The sequence below is a fragment of the Paenibacillus vulneris genome (genome assembly GCF_039543185.1).
GTDB classification, from domain to species: Bacteria; Bacillota; Bacilli; order Paenibacillales; family NBRC-103111; genus Paenibacillus_S; species Paenibacillus_S vulneris.
This window is the reverse complement of the sequence record NZ_BAABJG010000015.1, coordinates 204,737-227,553: the sequence shown is the minus strand read 5'-3', so window position 1 is coordinate 227,553 and position 22,817 is coordinate 204,737. Positions and strand designations below refer to the sequence as shown.

Here is a 22,817-nt window from a genome sequence, read left to right as displayed (position 1 = left end):
CTGAACCAAAGTAACGTATTATGGATACTTTTAAAGGATATAGAACAAATGTTCTGTTGCCATTAGAAAGGTCACCCGGGCTATTAATGAATTGAGCAACTTCTAGTTTTACGATATAGTAGCTACATAGAACTAATCCTTTGTCAGCCGTTATTTGAATCCGCTTACAACCAGTGGCTGTTTTAACCACTTAACTCGATGGGATTAACTCAGTTAGCCGTACTTTTGAAAGGATGATGGTTATGATAGACGATCACAGCCAGCTGGAAGTCATGCGATCCTATATGGATTCTTTACAGGTGAGGGTGATTACCGCCAGTTATGCGCATACCGTATCCAAAACCTGGGGAAGACCGGTACGGAAGGATGATTATTTTCGCCTCTATTTCATGGTCGAAGGACAATGCTGGATTAAGGTCGATCAGGTGGAGCTGCACCCTATTCCGGGTCAATTGATCATCCTGCCTCCCGATACGCCTTTAACATATTCCACTATAAATTCCACTCCGTTTATCAAGCATTGGCTGCATTTTTCGGTTAAGGTAGACCATTTGCATTTGTCTCAGCTCATTCAGTTCCCTTATTCCATTCAAGTTCACGATGTTGAATATGTATCGGGGCTGTTCAGAACCTTAACAGATACGTACAAGACGCGGGATGATCTCACCTCCCCTTTGAAAGCCAAAATGTTTCTGCTTGAAATTCTTACTTATTTTCTCGATCATGCGCCGGCGCAGTCCGTAGGGCTGCACTCTTCTTCTCCATCTCCATCGAATCAAATTCTTAAGTATATAGAGGATCATATTAAAGAGCCCATTACGTTAGAGAAGCTGGCGGGGATTTTTCATTATCATCCCAATTATTTCGTCAGATACTTCAGATCCATGTTTAACATGACGCCGATTCAATACATAAACCGAGTGCGTATCGAAAATGCCAAGAGACTGCTGATTAGTACGGACATGTCAATCGAACAAGTTGCAGAAGATATCGGCTTAGACCGGTATTATTTCTCTAAAATTTTCAGGCAGCTCACTACCCTTTCACCAAGTAAATATAGAATGATGCACCGTAATGCCGCGCATAACCAAATAGCCGATCGCTCATGAGAACGACCGGCTATCACAGGTATATCTTTATTTCGTCACGATTCCATGTACCAAAACTGGCGCTTCGGCATGGTCTGCAATCCGGATGTTGGCGTAAATCTTATCCATGACTTCCTGTACATCCTGCCGATTGGTATGGATAGTTACCAGCGATTCGCCCTTCTTGACCGGGTCGCCGATTTTCTTCTTCAGCATCAAGCCTACGGCAAGGTCAATTTCCGACTCCTTGGTTGCCCGGCCCGCTCCTAGCAGCATGGCTGCGGTACCTATTTCATCTGCGACGATTTCTGCCACGATTCCGTCTTCCTTGGCGGGCACTTCGATTTGATAGGCTGCCTGCGGCAGCTTCTCAGGATGATCAACTACGGACGGATCTCCACCTTGGTTGGCAATGAACGACTTGAACTTCTCAAGCGCCTTGCCGTTCCGAATGACCTCTCTCAGCTTTTCTTCCGCTTCTTCAAGGGATGCCGCTTTGTTCGCCAGGAAGACCATTTGACGCCCCAACGCGAGGCACAGCTCCTCCAGATCCTTAGGACCCTTCCCCTGCAGCGTATCGATCGCTTCTTTCACTTCGAGCGCATTTCCTATCGCATAGCCCAGCGGCTGACTCATATCGGAGATAACCGCCATCGTTTTGCGGCCGACATTATTGCCTATACGTACCATCGCTTGAGCCAATTCCTCGGCATCCTCGGCTGTCTTCATGAACGCTCCTGCGCCGGTCTTTACGTCGAGCACGATAGCGTCGGAGCCGGCAGCGATTTTCTTGCTCATAATGGAGCTGGCAATCAGCGGAATCGAATTCACCGTGGCCGTCACGTCCCTAAGCGCATACAGCTTTTTGTCCGCCGGGGTCAGGTTGCCGGTTTGCCCGATAACCGCAATTTTGTGGCGATTGACCAAGTCCACGAATTGCTCTTTGCTGATTTCGACATGAAAGCCCTCGATCGCCTCCAGCTTGTCAATGGTTCCGCCTGTATGTCCAAGTCCTCGGCCCGACATTTTGGCTACCGGAATACCCAGCGCGGCTACCAAAGGCGCCAAAACCAGTGTCGTCGTATCCCCTACGCCGCCCGTGGAATGCTTATCTACCTTGATGCCTTCAATCGCGGACAAATCGATCGTTTCGCCGGAATTGACCATCGCCATTGTCAAGTCGGCCCGTTCCCGCTCCGTCATATCCTGGAAGAAGATCGCCATCGCCAATGCGCTGACCTGATAATCAGGGATCTCGTTCTTGGTATAGCCGTCTATAATGAAATCGATCTCTTCTGTTGTCAGTTCTTTGCCGTCGCGTTTCTTCTCGATTAGATCTACCATTCTCATCGTCTAGTCACTCCTCCGTAAATAATGTGGAACCCGTCCGGCAGACGGCCCATCGTATACCTTATTATAAGGATACTGCCGTATCCAGCGCTACTTCCATCATTTCGTTGAACGTATTCTGGCGCTCTTCAGCCGTCGTTTCTTCACCCGTCAACAGATGATCGCTGACAGTGAGGATCGTCAATGCCTGGACGCCAAATTTCGCCGCGAGCGTATACAGCGCCGTTGTTTCCATTTCTACGCCAAGCACGCCATAGTCCATCAGCTTTTGTACGATAGATTTATCATCGCGATAAAATACATCGGAACTAAATATATTACCGACATGCAGCTTTAAGCCTTTGTCAGTTCCCCGTTCGTACGCCGCCTTAAGCAGCGGGAAGCTGGCAATCGGGGAATAATCAAATCCGCCGAACACATGGCGGTTAATGCTGGAGTCGGTGCAGGAAGCCTGCGCCAAGATGACATCACGCACCTTGACATGCTGCTGCATAGCGCCGCACGTACCGACGCGGAACAAATGCTTGACGCCGTATTGGCTAATCAGTTCATTGACATAGATGCTGATGGATGGGATCCCCATACCCGAACCTTGAACCGAGACGCGCTTCCCCTGGTAGGTCCCGGTATACCCGAGCATTCCCCGTACCTGGTTATAACAGATCACATCGTCCAGATATGTTTCGGCAATGTATTTAGCCCGCAGCGGGTCACCGGGAAGCAGTATAGTTTCAGCAATTTCCCCCTGCTTGGCGCCTATATGAACACTCATGTTACATCCTCCTCGCTAGACTAAATCCTTATAGAAGCTGGTGCCATGCTCCGGCTGTGCCACGCCGAAATTTTCCGCTACCGTGGCGGCAATATCCGCGAACGTCTTGCGGAGCGGGAGCTCACGTCCCCCTTGGGTGAAGCGTGGGGAATAAACAAGAAGCGGAACATATTCACGCGTGTGGTCGGTTCCCCGGTAGGTTGGATCATTGCCGTGATCTGCAGTAATGATCAACAGATCGTCATTCGTCATTTTGGCGAAAATTTCAGGCAGCCGCGCATCGAATTCTTCTAGCGCCTGACCATAGCCTTGGGGATCACGGCGATGCCCGAACAAAGCGTCAAAATCCACCAGATTCACGAAGCTGAGACCGGTAAAGGGTTCATCCATGGTTGCTATCAGCTTGTCGACCCCATCCATGTTGGAGGTAGTCCGGATCGCTTTGGTTACACCTTCCCCATCATAAATATCGGAAATTTTCCCCAAAGCGATAACATCGTATCCCGCTTCCTTCAAGGTATTCATCGTGGTCTTGCCGAATGGCTTCAATGCATAATCATGCCGATTGGCCGTACGGGTGAAGTGTCCCGGTTCTCCCACAAACGGACGGGCGATAATCCGGCCCAGCATATAAGGATCGTCCAGAGTGATCTCGCGGCAGAATTCGCAAATCTCATACAGCTCTTTCAGCGGAACGATCTCTTCATGGGCCGCAATCTGAAGAACGGAATCCGCTGACGTATAAATGATCAGGGCGCCGGTCTTCATATGCTCTTCGCCGAGCTCCGCAATGATTTCGGTACCGCTGGCCGGCTTATTGCCGATGACCTTACGTCCGGTCCGCTCTTCGATCCGGGAAATCAATTCTTGCGGAAATCCGTCCGGAAAAACACGAAACGGGGTATCGATATAAAGACCCATAATTTCCCAGTGGCCGGTCATGGTATCCTTTCCTTTAGAAGCTTCCTGCATTTTGGTGAAATAAGCAAGCGGCTTTTCGGCAGCAGGAACCCCTTCGATCTGACGAATATTCGACAAGCCCAGCTTGGCCATGTTCGGCATCTTCAGACCATTGCGTTCGCGCGCAATATGGCCGAGCGTATCGACATCGAAGTCGTCAAACTGCGCAGCGTCCGGCGCTTCCCCAATCCCAACCGAATCGAGAACGATGAGATGAATTCTTTTAAAATCAACCATGTTTCAACGACTCCTTTTTTACCTTCTGAATATTATATAAACAATCCTGCTACCGTAGCGGATAGAACGCTGACCAAGGTTGCGCCGTATAACAGCTTAAGACCAAAGCGGGCCACGACGTTCCCTTGCTTCTCATGAAGTCCTTTGACAGCCCCGGCGATAATTCCGATAGACGAGAAATTGGCGAAGGATACAAGGAAGACCGACACGATCCCTACCGTCCGAGCGGACAAGCCGGTGTGTTTACCGAGATCCAGCATCGCAACAAACTCGTTGGAGACCATCTTGGTAGCCATAATGCTGCCGGCCTCCACGGCTTCTTTCCACGGAACTCCCATAATGAAAGCAAACGGAGCAAAGACATAACCGAGCAGCTGCTGGAACGAAATGCCGAAGATGCCGGTGAAGATACCATTGACAAGAGCAATCAACGCGACGAAACCGATAAGCATGGCCGCGACCGTGATAGCAACCTTGAAGCCGTCCATAATATATTCGCCCAGCATTTCGAAGAACGACTGCTTCTCCTCTTCCTGTACTTCAAGGATATCCTCTTCCTTGGAAATGACATAAGGATTTAATATGGAAGCGATAATAAACCCTCCGAACAGATTCAATACCAGCGCTGTGACCACATATTTCGGACTAATCATTTGCATGTAGGCGCCGACAATGGACATGGACACGGTCGACATGGCCGATGCACAAAGCGTATATAGACGCTGTTTTGGCAGCAGGCCGATCTGTTTTTTCACGGAAATGAATACTTCCGATTGCCCCAAAATCGCGGAAGCAACCGCGTTATACGATTCCAGCTTACCCATACCGTTTACTTTACTCAATACGAGACCAATATATTTAATGATGAAAGGCAAAATTTTCGTGTACTGCAAAATCCCTATCAGCGCGGAGATAAAGATAATCGGCATCAATACGTTCAGGAAGAAGGGAGCTTGTCCTTCGTTCGCAATTCCGCCGAACACAAAATTGACGCCTTCTCCGGCATAAGACAATAATTTCTCAAAGGTAGAGGCGAAGCCTCCGATAAGAAACTCACCAATGCCTGTATGAAGCAGGACAAAGGCTAAGATAGCTTGCAGAACGAGCATGACGATCAAAGGCCGATAACGAATACTTCGCCGGTCATTGCTGGCAGCGTAAGTGAGGATAAAGACGACCAGAACACCTAGAACGGCAACTAAATAATTCATGATGTAATTCCTCCAATGTTATATTAATTTCAGTATGCCTATCTTAAGCGCTTACAACACCATCACGGGAAGAAATTCCCCGCCGGGATTATTTCTTCTTCATGTCTTGAGCCTGGAAGGCCCCTGGAAGCAGCTGCTTCATCGTCCATTCCTCGCTGTTTCCATGCAGATTGGTCAAATAAATTTTGGTGTCCTGGTTACAAAATTCTGCCAATACCTGCCGGCAAGCTCCACATGGAGATACCGGGCCGTCTGTATCAGCTGCGACCGCGATGGCCTCGATACGGGTATGACCCTCAGAGACGGCTTTAAACACCGCTGTCCGCTCGGCACAATTCGTCAGTCCGAACGAGGCGTTCTCTATATTGCAACCCCGGTAGATCTTTCCGCCGGCTAACAGCGCTGCTCCTACCGGAAAATGGGAATAGGGTGTGTAGGCTTGCTTGCGTGCCTCAATGGCTTCTTGAATCAGCTGCTCTTTCATGAACGAACCTCCTTGTATAAGGATTAATAGGAAGCTTCGGATTGGCCGCCTTCCATAATCTTGACACCGGAGCTGGCCCCGATCCGGTTGGCTCCCGCTTCGATCATCTTCTTCATGTCCTCGAGACTGCGTACGCCGCCGGACGCCTTGACTCCGACCTGCTCCCCAACGGTTTTGCGCATCAACGCAACATCCTCCGGAGTAGCTCCACCGGTTGAAAATCCGGTCGACGTTTTTACGAAATCAGCGCCGGCTTTGACAGCCAATTGGCAGGCGCGAACCTTTTCCTCATCGGTCAAAAGGCAGGTTTCAATGATGACCTTCACCAGTGCTTTACCTGCTGCCGCATCAACTACGGCCTTGATATCCTTCTCGACGAGCTCGTTATTCTGGTCCTTCAAAGCGCCGATATTGATGACCATATCGACTTCCGTTGCGCCATTGGCAATCGCATCCTTCGCTTCATAAGCTTTCGCGGCAGAAGTTGTGGCACCAAGGGGAAATCCGATGACTGTACATACCTTCACTTCGGTTCCCGAAAGCTGCTCCGCCGCATAAGCGACCCAACCCGGGTTGACACAGACGGAGGCAAATTTGTATTTCTTCGCTTCTTCCGTTAACTTGGTAATTTCAGCACGGGTAGCATCCGCCCGCAGTAATGTATGGTCTATCATACCTGCTAAATTCATGAAACTCTCTCCTTTAATTTGAGGTTGAAGGCATCTATTTATGAATGGTTTGTTAAAGACTTCATCGTTATCATAGCATGAGATTGAACAATTGTAAAACGATATATGAAATTATGTTCATGACAGTTATTTACTTATTTTGACGCTATGTCAAAGGGAAATGGCATACAGAAAAAGCCTGCCGATTCTTACCTCGGTAGGCTTTCCCAAACGTCCTGCTGGCTATTCATTTGTCTCTTAACAATGCCTGCGCTGTGTATTGATCCGTTATCAAAATATTGGCGTATTTACCCGTAAGCGCAGCACGGATCGCTTCGATTTTCCTTTGTCCTCCGGCAACGAGAATCGATTTTTCCTTTTTGCGGAGCTCCGGAAGATCGATGCCGACCGTCCGGTCGTTGATTTCATCAATGCAGATGTTGCCCTTCGCATCAAAGAAGCGTGAGCATATGTCCCCTGCCCCCGTCTTCTGAAGACGCTCCTGCTCTTCCTTGTTGAAATAGCCTAGACGGAACAAGAGCGCATCCTCCTTCACGGTTCCGACCGTGAATACGGCAATATTGGCCTGCTTGCCCAATTGGATAATTCTCTGAATATGGCGGTCCTTTTCCACCATTTCCTTGACGGCAATATTGTCAAAGATGACTGGCAGAGGCAAGTAACGGGCGGCCGTATGGAATGCTTCGGCAAACAGGTTTACCGTTTCTGCAGCATACGTATTTACGTGAGAGTGGCTGACGCCGCCTTTTAACTGAACGACCTCAACCCCCTTAACCTGCTTGGGCTGCAAATGCCGCGCCACCGAATACATCGTGGTCCCCCAGGTCACTCCGATAATATCCGAGTCCTGGACAATGTCATGAAGATATTCAGCGGCGTTACGGCTGATGTGCTTTTGGATCTCCTGGTATTCGTTTAAGGGAGAGTAGCACACATGGACCGTGTCCAGCATGAATTTTATTTTAAGATTATGAGCCAGAGTATCCAGATCCTCTTGAGGATCGACGATGTCAATGCGCACATAACCGCGTTCTTTGGCGTTCTGAAGCAGTCTGGATACGGTAGGACGCGAAACCCCGAGCCTTGCCGCGATATCCTGCTGGCTATAGTCGGATAAGTAATATAGCCTTGCCGCTTCGATGCTTAACCTCTGTTTTTCATCATCCATCAGTCCAACCTACTTGTCTGTATAGTTTAGGATCACTCCTCCTCATATTATAATCTCCGTACATAGAAGTACAAGTGTTCTCGAAATTACAAGTGATGACGGTACCAGCCGAATCATGTGCCTCCCAACTCAAGGCTTCAATGAAATCTTATAATCCCGATTCACAGATATCGTATCACGGGAGCGGGAAAGCTGCAGCGTGTATTTCCCCAGCTTGCTTGCCGGAATATATACGTCGAGATATTCCTGCTTACGGTAATCTTCAGCAATGCCAAAGCCGCTTACGTTGAAGGCTTCCCGGTCCTCTCTTTCTTTTTGTATATAGGCTTCATAAGCTTCCGGGCCTTCTCGTTCAAACCGCTGCGTCAAGTCTTCTTGTTCCGCTATATGGAAGGAGACGCCTTCCAGCATCGTTTGCTCGGGGCTCTCTTTTTGTATCTTCAGATGCAGGTACCCTTCGGGAGCATAGTCGGCCCCTTCGATGACGATATCCTTATGTTTAAATCGTACGGTTTGCGGGAACGTCCCGCTCAAAGATAGCTCCAATGCTTGGCTTGGCTTCCATTCGCCAACGGTCAGATCACCGATGTGCAGCGTAAGCGAATGTACCTCCGGATCAAAAAAGACCGACGAGGAAAACGGCAGCTGCAGCTTTCCATCCTCATAATAGAGAAGCCCCGGGCCCGACGGATCGTAACGGTACTCACGACCTTGATCATCCTTCAAATACGGCGCTGACGCAGTATCCCTAGGAAAATCGTAATACCAGCCTTCGGGACCTTTTACAATCAGGTTCATTGTCGTCGGTTGAATCGTCAGCTTCTCCAGACTCAGCTCCTTCAAGTCAGGATCGCCCACAGCCAACACTTGCTTGGGTTCAAGCACCTTATTGTGCAGCAGCTTGTCGCGCTGGATCGGCACCTTAATCGTACCAATGTCCTGAACCTCCGATTTGCGATGCTCTTGTTGAAAGGTAAGCATCTGGACGTCCAGTATCATTTCGGCCCCAGTGTCCAAAAATTGCTGAACCGTTCCATCCGCCAGCTGGTACTTGTATGTTTCCTGAAGGATAGGTTTCCCGCTGCCGTCTGTACTTGAGATCACGGAGGAAGCCGTTGTCCCCCCTCCCCCCTTCAAGCTTTGATGAGGGGAGATCGAGAGATGCGCCGGACTCCGGGTATCGGTGATATCGAATAAGTCCGTCTGGATAAAGCTTTTGAACAGCAGCTCCTCTTCGGTCAAGTACATATCGCTGATGGTTATCACTGTCCCGTCCGTACGGAACGTGACCGGCTCAATCGGAATATAATCGTGATTTATCGCCGTTTGTACGCCATCCTGCTCCCGTATCTGCCTCAGCCAATCGACGGCAATCTCCATGCCGGGGACTCCCTTCACCCATTCTGCAAAAGCAGGAGACATCTTCACCCCGGCAGAGAAGGTGACAGCGAGCAGCACCGCAGCCGCCGTGCTTTTCCATACGATAGGCAGAACCTTCCTCTTAGGTAATCTGGAAGGCGTTCTCGCCTCCATCTCTTGAAATTCTCCCCTAGCATACCGGTCAGGAACCTCTTCGGCGAACTGAAACAAGGATTCAGGCACCGGAATAGCTTCGAGGGATTGCTGCAATACTTCCTTCAACTCCGCTTCTTGCTTCATATCATCAGCTCCTTTGTTATGCCTTGTGCTCTATGAAGTACAGAGCTTAGCTTGATTCTGGCATGATAGAGTCGGGATTTGACCGTTCCTGCCTTAATGTCCAGAAGCGATGCAATTTCTTCGATTTTCATCTCCTGAAAATAATACATTCCTATAACCATTCTCTGATTGAGCTCCAGTTCCATGACCGATTCAAGCAGACGCTCGGATTGTTCTTTTCTGAGCAGATTCTCGAGCGGTGAAGTAGCCGCATCCTGTATGTCAAGTCCGTCGATATCGACGGTTTGCTTATATCCCTGCTCTTTCCTGGCAATATCCACGGCACGGTGTGCCAGCAGCCGGTTGAACCAGCCATGAAGACGGATGATTTCCTTTCCGCTCATAATGGTCGAATACAATTCGATCAATGAATTTTGTACCGCTTCCTCCGCTAACGGCTTGGACTGCAGCATCATATACGCCGTCCGGTAAGCTTTAGGAATTAACGGATTGACCAGCGTCCGAAACGCCTCTTTATTGCCGCGCCGGATATCCTCCATCAAACGCTGCTCGGCTTCCCATTCCATGCCCCCACTTCCTTTCCCATGCTGTCTCTATTCATTAGGCGTAAAGAAACGGTTTTCGGTTCAATTGGTCGTAAAAAAAGTTTGTAGATGATCCCATAATGCTTCCGCGGTAATATACGGCTCACCGGCATTGATTCGTTTTACGATCCGGCTACCGCTCTCATTCAATCCTTCCTCGATGGTGAAAAACAGCTCAACCCCTGCCTGTCCCCCCGCTTCCAGGACCGCATCGTTGTAGGCTCCGTAGGGAAACGCAAGCAAGGAGGGCTGGTGCTGACCGCCAAGCTCTTGCCGCAACCGCTTCTCCATAAAGGTCAGGTCGCTTACGATTCTTGTTCTATACTGCTCCTCCGACTCCAACGTCCCAGTCTGTCCGAGCCTTAACGCATTGGCAAGCGCCGGCTTCAAGGAGCCAGCGGCTCCGGCACTTCCCATCCGGTGAAGATGATAGGTATGGCTGTAGAAGCCCATCCCGCGAGCCTTCAAGCTGCGCATCTGGTCCCAGCTCATATGAGGCAGAGCCTCAGGATGATACAGATCCGACGATGCTCCCACGATAAAATTGGATGCCGTGACGCCAAACCTTTGCAGAACCGGCGCCGCTTCATGATAAAAAGATTCGTAGCCGTCATCAAAGGTCAATACGATAGCATTGGGAGGAATTCTCTTGCCATGGAGCATGAAGGAAACGAACTCTTCCATCGTGATAATATGAAACCCCTTATCTAGCAGCATCTGGATATGCTCTTGGAGCTGTGTGGAGCTGACCGTCGACATCCCCGCTTCTCCAGGCGGCACTTGCTTACGTACATCATGGTATAACAGCACCATGGCTTTATCCTGATAATACCATGGTTTGGACGGTCCCTGCTGGTCAGAAATTCCCGTTAAAACAACCAGCAATCCGATCCCCAGCAGCCAAATCATTATTTGGAACCAATTTCTTTTTCTCATAGCCTTTGCCTTTCCTGCTTTGTTACGCGCGTACGATTCCTAGGCGAAGCAACGGCTCAAAAGGTTCAATAAGGTGGAAGAAAAAAATCGGATCATTGGGTTTCAGGGGTGATCGATGGATGAAGAGAACCGGCTGTTTGACTGGCTGTATTTGAAGTATACACTTCGGATGTGCAGGAATTTATTTGGAATGGTTCCCTCTATCCATACGCAAAAAAAACGGCCGGATGGTTTTGCCCATCGCGACCGCTTCCTCTTGCGGGTTCAAGCTTTAAAACAGCTTGCGTAAAGCATCCGGCACTTCACGGCTCTTGCGCGATTGAATATCCATCGTCACACTGGTTACCGCTGCGTCGGCACAAAGCTCCCCGGCATCATTATAAATCTCCTGCTTAAGAACAAAGCTTGTGCGCCCTACACTTTGGGGCTGCGTCAGGATCGAGAGCTTGTCCCCCTGCCTGCATTCCTTTCGATAATTAATATTAATATTGACCGTTACCGTATGTACCCCTAACTCGCTGAAAGCTTCGTAAGGCAGGCCGACGGTTTCGTACCATTCCTCCCGCCCCCATTCCAAATACTCTAAATATTTGGCATTGTTGACATGACCGTTAACATCAATTTCCGTTGAACGGACTACAATATCGAGTCTGGCTTCCATGACTTGCTTCACCCTTTGCAGCATGAACTTTACTTCTGATTCTTACGAATACTAATCATTATAACAAATTCAGCCAGGAACAATCGAGATAAACACGATGATTCCGCTTGCCTTCCGTCCTTGTATGGGTACGGCTCTTTAGCTAGTCCATATATTCTCATTATCGGCACGAGATTATGCTGATGTATTGTAGTTCAATAATGAGGGTAAGCACCATTCTAATATGTTTACATAATTATTATTATGTTAAACACATAACCTTCCACTTCCTTCTCTTGTAAAAATATTACATTGCATTCAGATGATAGTTTACATAATATTTAATATGTAATCACCGAAAAGTGATCGTCCCCTTTTTTCTCTCCTAAGAAGTCACGAGATGAAGTCACAGAATCAACTCCCCTTCAGGCCGCAATATTGTACCTATCCGTCTGTGAAGCATGATAAGACAGAGCTCGCTATGGTCAAGTTGATCAATTGGTCACCTACTTAAAAAAGCGACAGTATAGGGACAAGCTCCTGAGCCCTACACTGCCGCTTCTTAATATTTTATAACGTTGATACCTCTTCCATCCCTTAGCCTATATATAGCCTTAAGTGAATGAAGCAGAGCTACTTTTTCTTATTTACTTCCTGCTCAATCGCTTTGTCCGCATCCTCTTGCGTCTCGCGAAGAATCGTGTTCACATCCTTTGCTCCCGATGCCAAGTTGGACACAACCCCGTTTATTTTCCCTGCGACAAGTACATGGTACGGATTCGGAGGGGCCATTTTGGCCGGTTTGATGGCTAAAGCACCTTGGATATTTTTTCCTTTCGTTAAAGGCAGATCGGCCAGAAAATCCTTCCTGATGGATTCATCCGCAAGAACCGTCAATCGGCTCGACCGGTTCAGAATCATCTGTACTTCAGGCGAAGCCAAAAACTGAATCACTTCAAATGCTTCCTCCTTATGCTTGGAGGTCTTGGACACAACCATCATTTGTGCCCCCGGATCAATAGTCACTCCCGGCTTATCTTGAAAGGCAGGCGCACCGACCAGATCGAAGTTGAGCTGTCCCCCTGCCTTCTGTATGAATCCTAACGTATCGGGGATCCAGTTCAAGTACATAGCCGTCTGCTGATCCTTGACAAAGCTGTCCTGACCCGGTGGCAGCTTTCCGTCGACGACCATACCAGGTATTTGATAAAATTCATGGACCCGCTCCAAAACGGACTTGAACGCATCATTGTTAATAAGCGACTTGTTGGTTTTCTCATCAACCAAAGGCATGGATTTCATTCTCGCGATAAACTCGGGGTTGGGCGGAAGACTTCCCCGAAACTGGACGCCGCCGTCGTTATACGTCATCTTTTTAACGAGTGCAATGTACTCGTCCCAGGTTATCCCGTCCTTCGGATAAGGGACGCCGCGCTTATCGAATAAATCCTTGTTATAGAACAACGCCATCTGGTTCAGTGCGAACGGGATGCCGTATATTTCCCCCTTCGTCCCCAATTCCTTAATCCAGTCAATATTCGGGCTGGAGAATTTGGATAGATCCATATTATGCGACTTGACCAGCGCGCTCAGATCGGATGGGATATCCAGATCCTGCAGGACAGAGAATCTTGAATTGGCGGAATAAATAATATCGGGAGTCTGTCCTGCTGCTACGAGCTTATTGATATCTTCCTTGACAATTTTCAAGGTGATATGAGGATACTTGGCCGCCAACGGCTTGATCATGATCCTATCATATTCCTCATCGGTCATATTAAGAAAGTAAGGGGTCATGGTTAGCTCCACGGGCGTATTAGACTTGGTGTCCCCCGATTTCGTCTCTGCTTGATTTGCGGCCGGAGCGGCTTGTTCACTACAGCCCGAAAGCAAACCGAGTATCAAAGAACTGAGAGTAAGGTAAGAGGAAGTTTGCACGAATCGACATAAACGGGAATTGGTCATAGCTTGTAACCCCTTCTCATTTCGTAATTTGTTTGAACTCCAAGCGCATTCCTTAAGCTGCGTTTCCTATGCGTATAATGAAAATTGCAGAATGTAAACCCTTACAATATAGTATATCCAAACCCGCTCTTATTAGAATGTCGTTTCTTTGTGAAAAATTTATCTTAGACTCCCACTTCCTTTCAAATGAAACCAGCTTGCCATCCATCATTTTTTGCGGCATAACCAAATAACCCCACTACGTGGGGCGAGACGGTTGAGAAACCTGCAGAAGTTGAAAAAAGCATCCGTACCCTGGTAGGGTACATCCCCTACAGCTATAGCGAATGTTTGTTATGGATTAAAGGATTGTTTCAGGTCATCTTCATTCAATCGAGTAGCACGTACCGCTATGCTCGCTAATCCTGGGATCAGACGGGCTGTACCCCATAAAATATGGGGCAGAACCGGAGCCTCGAGCAGGGAATGCAAAGTCCGCCCCCATCGCAGCGGTCCTCTGAATTCGCGAAGGACAGCTTGCGAATACTCCTGTTCCCACGTCGCTAACGAGATACCGCCCGATAAATATCTGCACGCCAGCGGAGTGCATAATTGGGCAGAACGCAGGGCCATCGACATTCCGTCTCCGCAAAGCGGCGGAATCGTCAGGATGGCATCACCGACGAGGGGAAGCTGACTCCATGCTATCGGTTTACGATGGAAGTTGACCGGAGCCACGGCTGCCTGGGTGTTAGGGATTGGCACGGCATCGGCAAGTCTGCGCTGCAGCTTCGGATGACGCCGGCATGCGGCCTCGAGCAAGCTCAATATCGACGAATGATCGCTTTGAAAGGCTTTCCGCTCTAACAGCGCCGTAACATTAACCAGCCCTCCCTCGATGGGAGAGACCCCCAAATATCCCCCGTCAAAAAAATACATCTCGATAACGGGCTCCCTCTCCACCCCTTGGAAATGGGATTTCACCCCCACATATTTCGAGGCTGTACTGGTCTTCGGATGCCGGCTGACAAGTCCCGAGCGGCCATTCGCCCCCCATGCGGCCACAACGGCACGTGCTTGGAACGTTTGGCGTTCCATCCCGTTTTTCGCTTCAATAATATAACCCCCATCGACAGGAGTAACGGATAGGACCGTCGTTGAGGTCTTCACACATACGCCCGAGCTTACAGCTGCCGCATGAAGAGCTGCGTCGAGCGAGTATCTGCTCACTCCGAGAGCGGTCCCGGGGAGAGCTACTTCAATTTCCTTCCCGCTTTCAAGGATTAGCCTTGTGCGGTCCATGAAGCTGGGCTGCAAGGAAACTACATACTTCTGAAGACCAAGAGCATGTAATATCCATTGGGATTCAGGGGAAAGGAACTCCCCGCATACCTTGTGACGGGGAAATGGCTTCTGGTCAAGCAGAAGGGTCTGCCAGCCGTTATCGGCCAAGGCTTTGGCCAGACTGCTCCCGGCGACGCCTGCTCCAATGACGGCCGCATCCAGAATCATAGCATCAGCTCCGAGCTTCAGAATGTAGGTTGTTATGCCGGATGACGACCAGATATCGAAATAACGGTCTCCAGGAGTAGCTCATCTCCGGCATCTGCAGCGATTGCCTAATGAGCTGCCAATCCTTGGCTCGAAAGCCCTTGGCAACAGACAAGGGACCGTCGTTGACGATATAGCGGTTAGTCGAGACTAAACGGGTAGTAATCCATACCGCCGTGTAGGGTATCCAATGCCGGTGAATGTCGTTGATCACGACACCGAGCCGGGATGCTTTCATCATGCTGGCCATCACATCCCGTAGCTCATGCTCGTGAAAATGATGAATAAACTGCGTCCCTGTCACCACATCGGCGCTGCATTCCGGTAATTCGAGCGCATCACAGCGCATAACTTGGATACGCGGTTCGTTATGGTAATACAGCCTCGCTTCGTCACAGGCTTCCTCCGTAATATCTACCAAGGTAATCCGCACATCGACTCCCTGCATGTCCGCCCATTTCAGGATGCGGCGGTTCACGTCTCCCGAGCCGGACCCGATATCAAGAATCGAGAAGGTCGATGGCTTGCCCGCCTCCGTCCAAATTCGCCGCACCCCATGCAGGGTGGGCGAAGCGGCCCCGAAGATCCGATTAAGCCGGCGCAAATGATGGAGTGCTTCGCGAAGCTCAGCGCCACCCATCGTGAAGTCATCCATCAGCTCGGGCTCGGTTGCTCTCTCTTTCAGCCTTCTAAACATACAGCGCATCTGAATGCCGATCCAGAGACGGAATGGACGGCTTATAGCTGAATTTGATGATTTCACAGGTAAGTCCGGGCCCAAAGGCCAGGGATACGCCCTCTGCCGGTCCGGAACCGCTGCTTTCAAGCTCGAGCCTAATGGCATTCAGCACGAATAATATCGTCGCCGACGACATGTTACCGTAATTCCGCAATACTTGACGGCTATAGCTTGTTTGCTCAGGGGCAAGGTCGAACATCTTTTCCATCGTATCGATAATGCCTTTGCCGCCGGGATGAATCGCCCATAGCTCCGGCATAGGCTCGCCGCCGAACAGTCTTTCCATTTGCTCAGGGACAAACCGCCCCAGGAGCTTCGGAATATCCGTAGATAAATACAGGTCAAAGCCGAAGTTGCCAACTTCCCACAGCATCTCTTGGGTAGAATCCGGAAGCAATACGGAGAGCTCCTCCCGCAATTGAAAGATTCCTTGCTGCTTAGAGCCTGAAGCTCCAACAAGACAAGCAGACGCGCCATCGCCAAAGAAAGAAGCGCTGAACAAGGCTTCCCGTTGGCTTGAAGGCTGGATGTGCAGGGTGCATAATTCGATGCATACAATCAATACCTTGGCCGAAGGGTTCCCCGACACAATCTGGCGCGATAGGCAGATCGCCTTTAGTCCCGCCGCACAGCCGAGGAAGTTCAGCGGAATCCGATTGACCGTATCGGACAATCCCAAGAGACGGATTAATGAAGCATCCATCCCTGGCAAAAATTGCCCAGTGCAGCTCACGGTGATCAAATGAGTGATGTCCGCCGCATCAACACGGGCGTCCTGAATAGCCTGCTTGGCCGCCTTCATTCCAAGCGGAACAGCCTCTTGCTTGTAGGTTTTCATTCGCTCCGCTGTGGATGGCGCCTGAGGATTGGCTATTCTTGAAAAATAACGGCATTCTTCGCCGGATGCAAGCAGGTTGGGCTCGCAAGTATAACGGCTTTCCACGCCGCATTGTTTAAAAATCTTCTTGGCCCATCGGGCGGAATCCGGAAATTCCTGCAGCGCCTCGTAAAGTCTTTGTGATGTATCCGTTTGGTCGAGCCGGTGATTCGGAACCGCTGTTCCGATTCCCAATATGGAAATGCCGAGTTCATCATCCATCACGATTACTCTTCCTCCTCTTCGGATTCCTTGACCTTCGATTTATCTGTTTATTCGTGCATCCTCCGGCATACGAACAAAACAACAGCCCTGATGAAGAGCTGTTGTTCCTATTAGGAGGATACGATGGCTTTATCGCTGCTGGTGCTCATGTTCCTCACCACTTCTATATCCTGCCAGTTTTATCATCAATATATCCTTGATACGGATGTTTTATACAAGTGCAGCTGCCTGATATGCTTATAGCTCAGCTTCACTCACGTTCGGAAGCGTATCCGCAAATGTGCTCCAGTCCTGCGTCATCTCAAGGTCCGTTAATAAGCAGGCATCCAGTCCAGCCTCGATTTGGCGACGATCCATCTCGATCCCAATAAAGACCGCCTTATTGATTCTATCCCCGAATTGTTCATCCCACTGCTGGGCCAGCTCAGGATCCTCTTGCAGCATGGCCTCCTGCTCTTCCTTAGGCAAAGCCGCAACCCAGTAGCCGGAAGGTCCAAAGCGAATGGAAGGACCCGCTTGGCTTAAGCTCTGGCCCAGCTTGTCACGCGTCGCCAGCCATAGGGTGCCTTTGGCCCGAACGATCTCTTCCGGCCAATCTTCCATCCACTGTCTCAACCGTTCGGGATGAAACGGTCTGACACGCTCATACACAAAAGAGCTTATTCCGTATTCATCCGTTTCCGGAGTATGTACCGGCTTCTGCATCTCCTGAATCCATCCGGCTGAATGGCTGGCCTCTTCAAAGTTGAATAAGCCTGTATTCAAAATATCGCTTGGGTTGACCCGGCCATGCTCGGTACGGATCAGTTTGGCCTTAGGCTGCAGCTTGCGCAGTACCTTCTCCAGCTCCTCCAGGTCCTCCGCCTTCACCATGTCGCACTTATTAAGCAGGAGCACGTCACAAAATTCAATTTGATCGACCAGCAAATCGACGACTTCGCGCGTATCGTCCTCTCCTACCGCCTGGTTCCGATCCAGCAGCATTTCTCCGGATGAAAAATCATGCCAGAACCGGTACGCATCGACTACCGTCACCATGCAATCCAGCGTGCAATATTGGGATAAATCGATTCCCTGCTCCTCATCGATATAACTGAATGTTTGAGCAACCGGCAGCGGTTCCCCGACGCCTGTGGACTCGATTAAAATATAATCAAAACGGTTTTCCTTTGCCAACTTTTCCACTTCCTGAAGCAAATCCTCGCGCAGGGTACAGCAAATGCAGCCGTTCGACATCTCGACCAGCTTCTCATCGGTTCTTAACAGCCCTCCGCCATCCTTGATCAGCGATGCATCGATATTGACCTCGCTCAAATCGTTGACGATGACCGCGACTCTTATCCCGCTCCGGTTATTCAATACATGATTGAGTACGGTCGTTTTGCCTGAACCCAGATAACCGCTCAAGACGGTCACCGGAATTTTTTTCGTAGTAGACATATTAACATCCCCTTTAATAAATAGTTATTATTACGATTTGTACAGAAAGATAAAAGGTTCTTTGGCACCCTTGGATTGTGGAGAGACTCGTTCCTCTCAACATGAGCTTTAAACGTAATATTTACGTTTAATGATTCTATCAAAAATCGTCTGATGCGTCAATCCATTAACGCAAAAACCCGAAGCAGCCTCCTGCTTCGGGTTGTATCAACTTCGTTACGGCCACCTTGATCCTGCGGGTTCAGGACAGCTTTTTTCCTTGAGAAGCGCCCTGATTTGAACATAGCAGCCGCAATAACGGCACGTATGATGATGCAGAAGAGCTTCGCATGTGCGGCACGCCGCCAATCTAGCATCATATAGGTCCTCTGTCACACAGGCATCGGGCGTACGCTTCAAGATTCCCATCGATCGCTCGATTTGTTCTGCCGATACATCAGCCTCATGCGTACAATGGCGACAAAATCCGTTAGCCATACCTAGCGTCTCGTCTACTCTAGGGTTAACAAAACGACAGACATCGGCGGCAAAACCGTATGTAACATGCCGTCACTCAACTTGGCATCACTGAAATCCGCAGCACGAACACAGTCAGGCTCGGCAAAGGTGTTATGCGCCTGCATCTTCTCCGCTGTCACAATGCGGCCGGATACCTTGCCTTGAGTGCCCTTAAGCCCACGAAGCTCCAGCTCGACCTGAGCTTCTTGCTCAGGATGGATGTTGCACAGGGTGATGCGCGTGCGGCCGTCGGTTCCTTTCGAAGCGGATGTGCTGACTTGAGGCAGCGAAACACCGTCGAAGGAATAGGATGTCTGCTCCTGTATATGCAATTCAAGCAGCTCCGCCCCCTGATGCTCCTTGTACAGCTCGAACACATGATAAGATGGAGTTTTGATCATGCTGCCCCCCTCGGTTAAGAGCATAGCTTGCAGCACATTGACCGTCTGAGCGATATTAGCCATGTGAACCCGATCGCAATGATTATTGAAAATATTGAGGGTAACACCAGCGACGAGCGCGTCACGCAGCGTATTCTGCTGATATAGAAATCCCGGATTCGTACCCGGCTCAGGGTCGAACCAGGTGCCCCATTCGTCTACGACCAGGCCCACTCTTTTCTCGGGATCGTACTTGTCCATGATCGTGGAATGCTTCGTAACCAGCTCATCCATTACCAGGGCTTTACGCATGGTCGTAAACCATTCATCCGTTTCAAAATCCGTTGCAGACCCCTTCTGCTCCCAAACGCCCGGTACCGTATAATAGTGCAGACTCAAGCCGTGCATATGCCTGCCGGCCTCGCGCATTAAAATTTCCGTCCAGTTATAATTGAAGTCGTTGGCTCCCCCGGCAATTTTGTATACCTTGTTCTCTCCAAAATTGCGGACGTAGGTTTGAAATTGTCTGTACAGGTCAGCGTAATATTCAGGCCGCATGTTGCCGCCGCAGCCCCAGTTCTCATTTCCGACGCCGAAATATTTGACCTTCCACGGCTTGTCGCGCCCGTTCTTCCTGCGCCAATCCGCCATTGGAGATTCCCCGTCAAAGGTCATGTACTCCACCCATTCCTGCATTTCCTGGACCGTCCCGCTGCCGACATTGCCACAAATGTACGGTTCACAATCCAACAGCTCACAGAGTCTTAAAAATTCATGCGTTCCGAAATGATTGTTCTCGACCACTCCGCCCCAATGCGTATTTACCATCCGTTTGCGGTTTTCCCTTGGGCCCACGCCATCCTTCCAATGGTATTCATCGGCAAAGCATCCTCCGGGCCATCTTAGCACTGGAATGCGGATTTGCTTTAACGCCTCAAGAACATCATTGCGGTACCCTTCCGTGTTAGGAATGGGCGAGTCCTCTCCTACCCATATTCCTTCATAAATACAGCGGCCAAGATGCTCGGCAAAATGCCCGTAAATATGCTTGCTGATGGTGCCGCGGGTGAAGTCGGTGTTAAGAACCATTTGCGTCTTCATGATTAATCATTCCTCCTGGAACAATGAATTAATAAATACATTAATCAATTAACATGAAATAACGACCTTGATCCTAGTTAACCATATGAATAACGCTTTGACAACCCCTTTTATTTTATATCTCATTGACTTTCTTGGATTTATGTTTATATTAATTACATACACCTATTTTTCGGAAGGATGAGAAAGGAACATACCCGACATGCTAACAATTACAGCAAGTGAAGACCATTTACCCGTATACGAGGCGCTGGCAAGTGAAGTGCGGCTGCGCATTCTTCGCATGCTGGCGGCCCAGCCTATGAACATAAAGGATTTAGCGCAGCAGCTGAAGCTTAGCAGCGCCATCGTCACGATGCATATTCGCAAACTGGAAGCCGGCGGATTGATCTCTACCCAACTGGTCCGCAAGGAAGGCGGAACCCACAAGATGTGCTCTCTTGCGGTCGACCGAATCCAAATCGAACTGCCGAGCCCAAGCGCCAACGAAGCACAGCGGCAAGTATACGAAAGTGTCATTCCCGTCGGACATTATACGGAGTTTGAGGTTTATCCTACCTGCGGACTTGCCACGAAGGAGAAGATCATAGGGCAATTCGACGATCCGCGCTACTTTCTGGAGCCGGAGCGGATGCACGCTCACATTCTATGGTTCGGCAAAGGCTTCGTAGAGTACCGTATCCCTAACTACTTGCTTCCGGGACAGGTGCTGGAGGAAATTGAAGTTTCGATGGAGCTGGGCTCGGAAGCACCGGGAGCCAATGATCATTGGCCTTCGGATATTCGCTTTTATTTGAACGGTACGCTTCTCGGGCAATGGACAAGTCCCGGGGATTACGGCAGCATCAGGGGCAAACACGCGCCGGATTGGTGGCGGACGGGGCTGAATCAATACGGACTATTCAAGGTGATCCGCATTAAAAAAGAGGGTTCCTATATCGACGGGCAGCTAATGTCGTCTGTCGGACTATCCGATCTGGAGCTGGATCGCAATCATTGGACATTACGGCTCGCGGTCGAGGAGGATTCCGCGCATGTTGGAGGATTAACCCTGTATGGAGAAGGCTTCGGCAATTATAGCCAGGACCCTGTGTTCAGAGTGTATTTCCGATGAGAACATCGTCTATCGACGGCTTTTCATACAAAAACAAAGGGCTACAACCGGATGAACCGATGTTGTAACCCTTCTTGTGTTTAGATGATAGTTATCCCGCTATTTCACTCTATCGTTGTGTGTGAATTAATGCTTTGTATGATGACATCCCAGTCATCCTCATGGATTTCATGTCCTGACCCCTCCAGCTTCAATAAAGAGGCGCCGGGAATTTCACCAGCAAGAGCTAGTGCATGCTCGATGGGCAGTATCGTATCTTCGGTACCATGAATAACAAGAGTCGGAACCGTAATGTCTTTCATTTTTCCTTCATAGGCATCATCGCCCTTCAGGAATGCATGATTAAACATGCTGAGCAGGCTGTTAGCCCGCTTTATTTCCTGGCGAACCTGCTTGTAAGCTCTCGCTTCATCAAACACATGCCTGGACCCGCACAGCAGACCGGAGCCATTGACCAAATAGGCTGCAACGGCCTCTTCATCAGACCAGTCCAATGTAGACGCTTGAGCATGATAAGCTAATATGCTCTCATCCATCGGAGGAAGCTCGCGATGATTCTGATCGGAACCGAACAGGCCCGACGCGATCAAGGTTATAGTGTGAACTCTCTGCGGGTTTTTCACTGCTATCACTTGAGCGATCATGCCGCCTAATGACATGCCGACAAGGTGAGCCCGATCAATTCCATACGCATCAAGCACCTTCACGGCATCATCAGCCATATCTATCACGGTATAGTTAGAGGTTCCCGGTTCATAGGAGGTGGAACGACCGACATCCCTATTGTCATAACGAATAACATATCTTCCTGTATCGGCTAGACGCTGGCAAAACTCCTCATCCCAATACACCATGGAGCACATGGCACCCATAATGAGCAAAACCGCAGGGTGATCAGGATTCCCGAAGCTTTCCGAACAAAGTACAACATCATTAGTGTGGATCAATTTTTCATTCATGTTAGATTCCTCATTTCATTCGATTTTATTAAAAAATACACAATCAAATAAACCTCAACTCATTTTTTTCAAAAAATGAATGGGCCTAGTGAAATGAAACCGTATTTTTTAACGTAAACGAATGAATTTGATAATCACAAGAATGCACGCTCCCTCGAAAGCATTTTGATAAATGGGGTTACCCCGTTTCCAATTATAACACAAAGCAGAG

Annotated in this window: 21 protein-coding genes; 2 read left to right on the top strand and 19 right to left on the bottom strand. The window is 49.4% G+C overall.

Annotated features, from left to right (window positions below):
* Window positions 1-242 precede the first annotated feature (242 nt).
* On the top strand, window positions 243-1,109 hold the full coding sequence (locus ABEA66_RS14685) for a helix-turn-helix transcriptional regulator (protein WP_192704304.1): 867 nt from the start codon (window positions 243-245) through the stop codon (window positions 1,107-1,109).
* Window positions 1,110-1,136: 27 nt separating this feature from the next.
* On the opposite strand, the gene ABEA66_RS14680 is transcribed toward ABEA66_RS14685, so the two are convergent.
* The 18 genes from ABEA66_RS14680 to ABEA66_RS14595 form a co-directional block, all read right to left on the bottom strand.
* Window positions 1,137-2,438 (bottom strand): pyrimidine-nucleoside phosphorylase, encoded by a 1,302-nt coding sequence (locus ABEA66_RS14680; RefSeq protein WP_345588358.1) that lies wholly within the window; start codon window positions 2,436-2,438, stop codon window positions 1,137-1,139.
* 64 nt (window positions 2,439-2,502) lie between these two features.
* Complete coding sequence (gene deoD, locus ABEA66_RS14675) at window positions 2,503-3,210, bottom strand: purine-nucleoside phosphorylase (protein WP_345588356.1); 708 nt, start codon at window positions 3,208-3,210, stop codon at window positions 2,503-2,505.
* 15 nt (window positions 3,211-3,225) lie between these two features.
* Window positions 3,226-4,407: a phosphopentomutase gene (deoB, locus tag ABEA66_RS14670; RefSeq protein WP_345588354.1), complete on the bottom strand. Its 1,182-nt coding sequence runs from the start codon at window positions 4,405-4,407 to the stop codon at window positions 3,226-3,228.
* Between the two features lie 32 nt (window positions 4,408-4,439).
* Complete coding sequence (locus tag ABEA66_RS14665; RefSeq protein WP_192704300.1) at window positions 4,440-5,618, bottom strand: NupC/NupG family nucleoside CNT transporter; 1,179 nt, start codon at window positions 5,616-5,618, stop codon at window positions 4,440-4,442.
* Between the two features lie 88 nt (window positions 5,619-5,706).
* A complete protein-coding gene (locus tag ABEA66_RS14660) occupies window positions 5,707-6,102 on the bottom strand; it encodes a cytidine deaminase (RefSeq protein WP_345588350.1) in 396 nt (131 codons plus the stop codon).
* Window positions 6,103-6,125: 23 nt separating this feature from the next.
* Window positions 6,126-6,791 carry a deoxyribose-phosphate aldolase gene (gene deoC, locus ABEA66_RS14655; RefSeq protein WP_345588348.1) on the bottom strand — a complete coding sequence of 222 codons (666 nt, stop codon included), beginning with the start codon at window positions 6,789-6,791 and terminating at the stop codon, window positions 6,126-6,128.
* A 226-nt stretch (window positions 6,792-7,017) separates the two neighbouring features.
* Window positions 7,018-7,959: a DNA-binding transcriptional repressor DeoR gene (gene deoR / locus ABEA66_RS14650; protein WP_345588346.1), complete on the bottom strand. Its 942-nt coding sequence runs from the start codon at window positions 7,957-7,959 to the stop codon at window positions 7,018-7,020.
* Window positions 7,960-8,088: 129 nt separating this feature from the next.
* Entirely contained in the window at window positions 8,089-9,618 is a 1,530-nt protein-coding gene (locus tag ABEA66_RS14645) for a DUF4179 domain-containing protein (protein WP_345588344.1), read from the bottom strand.
* Window positions 9,615-10,184 carry an RNA polymerase sigma factor gene (locus ABEA66_RS14640; protein ID WP_345588342.1) on the bottom strand — a complete coding sequence of 190 codons (570 nt, stop codon included), beginning with the start codon at window positions 10,182-10,184 and terminating at the stop codon, window positions 9,615-9,617. Before ABEA66_RS14640 ends, ABEA66_RS14645 begins: the two co-directional genes overlap by 4 nt.
* A 60-nt stretch (window positions 10,185-10,244) precedes the next feature.
* The gene (locus tag ABEA66_RS14635) at window positions 10,245-11,138 is read right to left on the bottom strand and encodes a polysaccharide deacetylase family protein (RefSeq protein ID WP_345588340.1); all 894 of its coding nucleotides are present in this window, start codon (window positions 11,136-11,138) and stop codon (window positions 10,245-10,247) included.
* A gap of 271 nt (window positions 11,139-11,409) precedes the next feature.
* A complete protein-coding gene (locus ABEA66_RS14630; RefSeq protein WP_345589300.1) occupies window positions 11,410-11,799 on the bottom strand; it encodes an acyl-CoA thioesterase in 390 nt (129 codons plus the stop codon).
* A gap of 612 nt (window positions 11,800-12,411) precedes the next feature.
* Complete coding sequence (locus ABEA66_RS14625) at window positions 12,412-13,575, bottom strand: ABC transporter substrate-binding protein (protein ID WP_345588338.1); 1,164 nt, start codon at window positions 13,573-13,575, stop codon at window positions 12,412-12,414.
* Window positions 13,576-14,076: 501 nt separating this feature from the next.
* Complete coding sequence (locus ABEA66_RS14620; RefSeq protein ID WP_345588336.1) at window positions 14,077-15,234, bottom strand: NAD(P)/FAD-dependent oxidoreductase; 1,158 nt, start codon at window positions 15,232-15,234, stop codon at window positions 14,077-14,079.
* A gap of 4 nt (window positions 15,235-15,238) precedes the next feature.
* On the bottom strand, window positions 15,239-15,970 hold the full coding sequence (locus tag ABEA66_RS14615; protein ID WP_345588334.1) for a methyltransferase domain-containing protein: 732 nt from the start codon (window positions 15,968-15,970) through the stop codon (window positions 15,239-15,241).
* Entirely contained in the window at window positions 15,963-17,111 is a 1,149-nt protein-coding gene (locus ABEA66_RS14610; RefSeq protein ID WP_345589298.1) for a type III polyketide synthase, read from the bottom strand. Before ABEA66_RS14610 ends, ABEA66_RS14615 begins: the two co-directional genes overlap by 8 nt.
* A gap of 240 nt (window positions 17,112-17,351) precedes the next feature.
* Window positions 17,352-18,554 (bottom strand): GTP-binding protein, encoded by a 1,203-nt coding sequence (locus ABEA66_RS14605; protein WP_345588332.1) that lies wholly within the window; start codon window positions 18,552-18,554, stop codon window positions 17,352-17,354.
* Between the two features lie 216 nt (window positions 18,555-18,770).
* On the bottom strand, window positions 18,771-18,962 hold the full coding sequence (locus ABEA66_RS14600) for a DUF6171 family protein (protein ID WP_377768454.1): 192 nt from the start codon (window positions 18,960-18,962) through the stop codon (window positions 18,771-18,773).
* An 83-nt stretch (window positions 18,963-19,045) separates the two neighbouring features.
* A complete protein-coding gene (locus ABEA66_RS14595; protein WP_345588328.1) occupies window positions 19,046-20,533 on the bottom strand; it encodes an alpha-N-arabinofuranosidase in 1,488 nt (495 codons plus the stop codon).
* Window positions 20,534-20,735: 202 nt separating this feature from the next.
* Between ABEA66_RS14595 and ABEA66_RS14590 the strand changes: the two genes are divergently transcribed.
* Window positions 20,736-21,647 (top strand): ArsR/SmtB family transcription factor, encoded by a 912-nt coding sequence (locus ABEA66_RS14590; protein ID WP_345588326.1) that lies wholly within the window; start codon window positions 20,736-20,738, stop codon window positions 21,645-21,647.
* 104 nt (window positions 21,648-21,751) lie between these two features.
* Here the strand turns inward: ABEA66_RS14590 and mle are convergent, their stop codons facing one another.
* Window positions 21,752-22,606, bottom strand: coding sequence for an alpha/beta fold macrolide esterase (gene mle, locus ABEA66_RS14585; protein WP_345588324.1), 855 nt, complete (start codon window positions 22,604-22,606; stop codon window positions 21,752-21,754).
* Window positions 22,607-22,817: the final 211 nt, after the last annotated feature.

Bases quoted from the DNA above. Each gene is read 5' to 3' on its own strand.
- ABEA66_RS14665 (WP_192704300.1), bottom strand. From the start codon at position 5,618: ATGAATTATTTAGTTGCCGTTCTAGGTGTTCTGGTCGTCTTTATCCTC.
- deoD (WP_345588356.1), bottom strand. From the start codon at position 3,210: ATGAGTGTTCATATAGGCGCCAAGCAGGGGGAAATTGCTGAAACTATA.
- deoC (WP_345588348.1), bottom strand. From the start codon at position 6,791: ATGAATTTAGCAGGTATGATAGACCATACATTACTGCGGGCGGATGCT.
- deoR (WP_345588346.1), bottom strand. From the start codon at position 7,959: ATGGATGATGAAAAACAGAGGTTAAGCATCGAAGCGGCAAGGCTATAT.
- ABEA66_RS14685 (WP_192704304.1), top strand. From the start codon at position 243: ATGATAGACGATCACAGCCAGCTGGAAGTCATGCGATCCTATATGGAT.
- ABEA66_RS14615 (WP_345588334.1), bottom strand. From the start codon at position 15,970: ATGTTTAGAAGGCTGAAAGAGAGAGCAACCGAGCCCGAGCTGATGGAT.
- ABEA66_RS14605 (WP_345588332.1), bottom strand. From the start codon at position 18,554: ATGTCTACTACGAAAAAAATTCCGGTGACCGTCTTGAGCGGTTATCTG.
- ABEA66_RS14680 (WP_345588358.1), bottom strand. From the start codon at position 2,438: ATGAGAATGGTAGATCTAATCGAGAAGAAACGCGACGGCAAAGAACTG.
- deoB (WP_345588354.1), bottom strand. From the start codon at position 4,407: ATGGTTGATTTTAAAAGAATTCATCTCATCGTTCTCGATTCGGTTGGG.
- mle (WP_345588324.1), bottom strand. From the start codon at position 22,606: ATGAATGAAAAATTGATCCACACTAATGATGTTGTACTTTGTTCGGAA.
- ABEA66_RS14635 (WP_345588340.1), bottom strand. From the start codon at position 11,138: ATGAGAAAAAGAAATTGGTTCCAAATAATGATTTGGCTGCTGGGGATC.
- ABEA66_RS14640 (WP_345588342.1), bottom strand. From the start codon at position 10,184: ATGGAATGGGAAGCCGAGCAGCGTTTGATGGAGGATATCCGGCGCGGC.
- ABEA66_RS14660 (WP_345588350.1), bottom strand. From the start codon at position 6,102: ATGAAAGAGCAGCTGATTCAAGAAGCCATTGAGGCACGCAAGCAAGCC.
- ABEA66_RS14645 (WP_345588344.1), bottom strand. From the start codon at position 9,618: ATGAAGCAAGAAGCGGAGTTGAAGGAAGTATTGCAGCAATCCCTCGAA.
- ABEA66_RS14590 (WP_345588326.1), top strand. From the start codon at position 20,736: ATGCTAACAATTACAGCAAGTGAAGACCATTTACCCGTATACGAGGCG.
- ABEA66_RS14620 (WP_345588336.1), bottom strand. From the start codon at position 15,234: ATGATTCTGGATGCGGCCGTCATTGGAGCAGGCGTCGCCGGGAGCAGT.
- ABEA66_RS14595 (WP_345588328.1), bottom strand. From the start codon at position 20,533: ATGAAGACGCAAATGGTTCTTAACACCGACTTCACCCGCGGCACCATC.
- ABEA66_RS14610 (WP_345589298.1), bottom strand. From the start codon at position 17,111: ATGGATGATGAACTCGGCATTTCCATATTGGGAATCGGAACAGCGGTT.
- ABEA66_RS14600 (WP_377768454.1), bottom strand. From the start codon at position 18,962: ATGGGAATCTTGAAGCGTACGCCCGATGCCTGTGTGACAGAGGACCTA.
- ABEA66_RS14630 (WP_345589300.1), bottom strand. From the start codon at position 11,799: ATGGAAGCCAGACTCGATATTGTAGTCCGTTCAACGGAAATTGATGTT.
- ABEA66_RS14625 (WP_345588338.1), bottom strand. From the start codon at position 13,575: ATGACCCCTTACTTTCTTAATATGACCGATGAGGAATATGATAGGATC.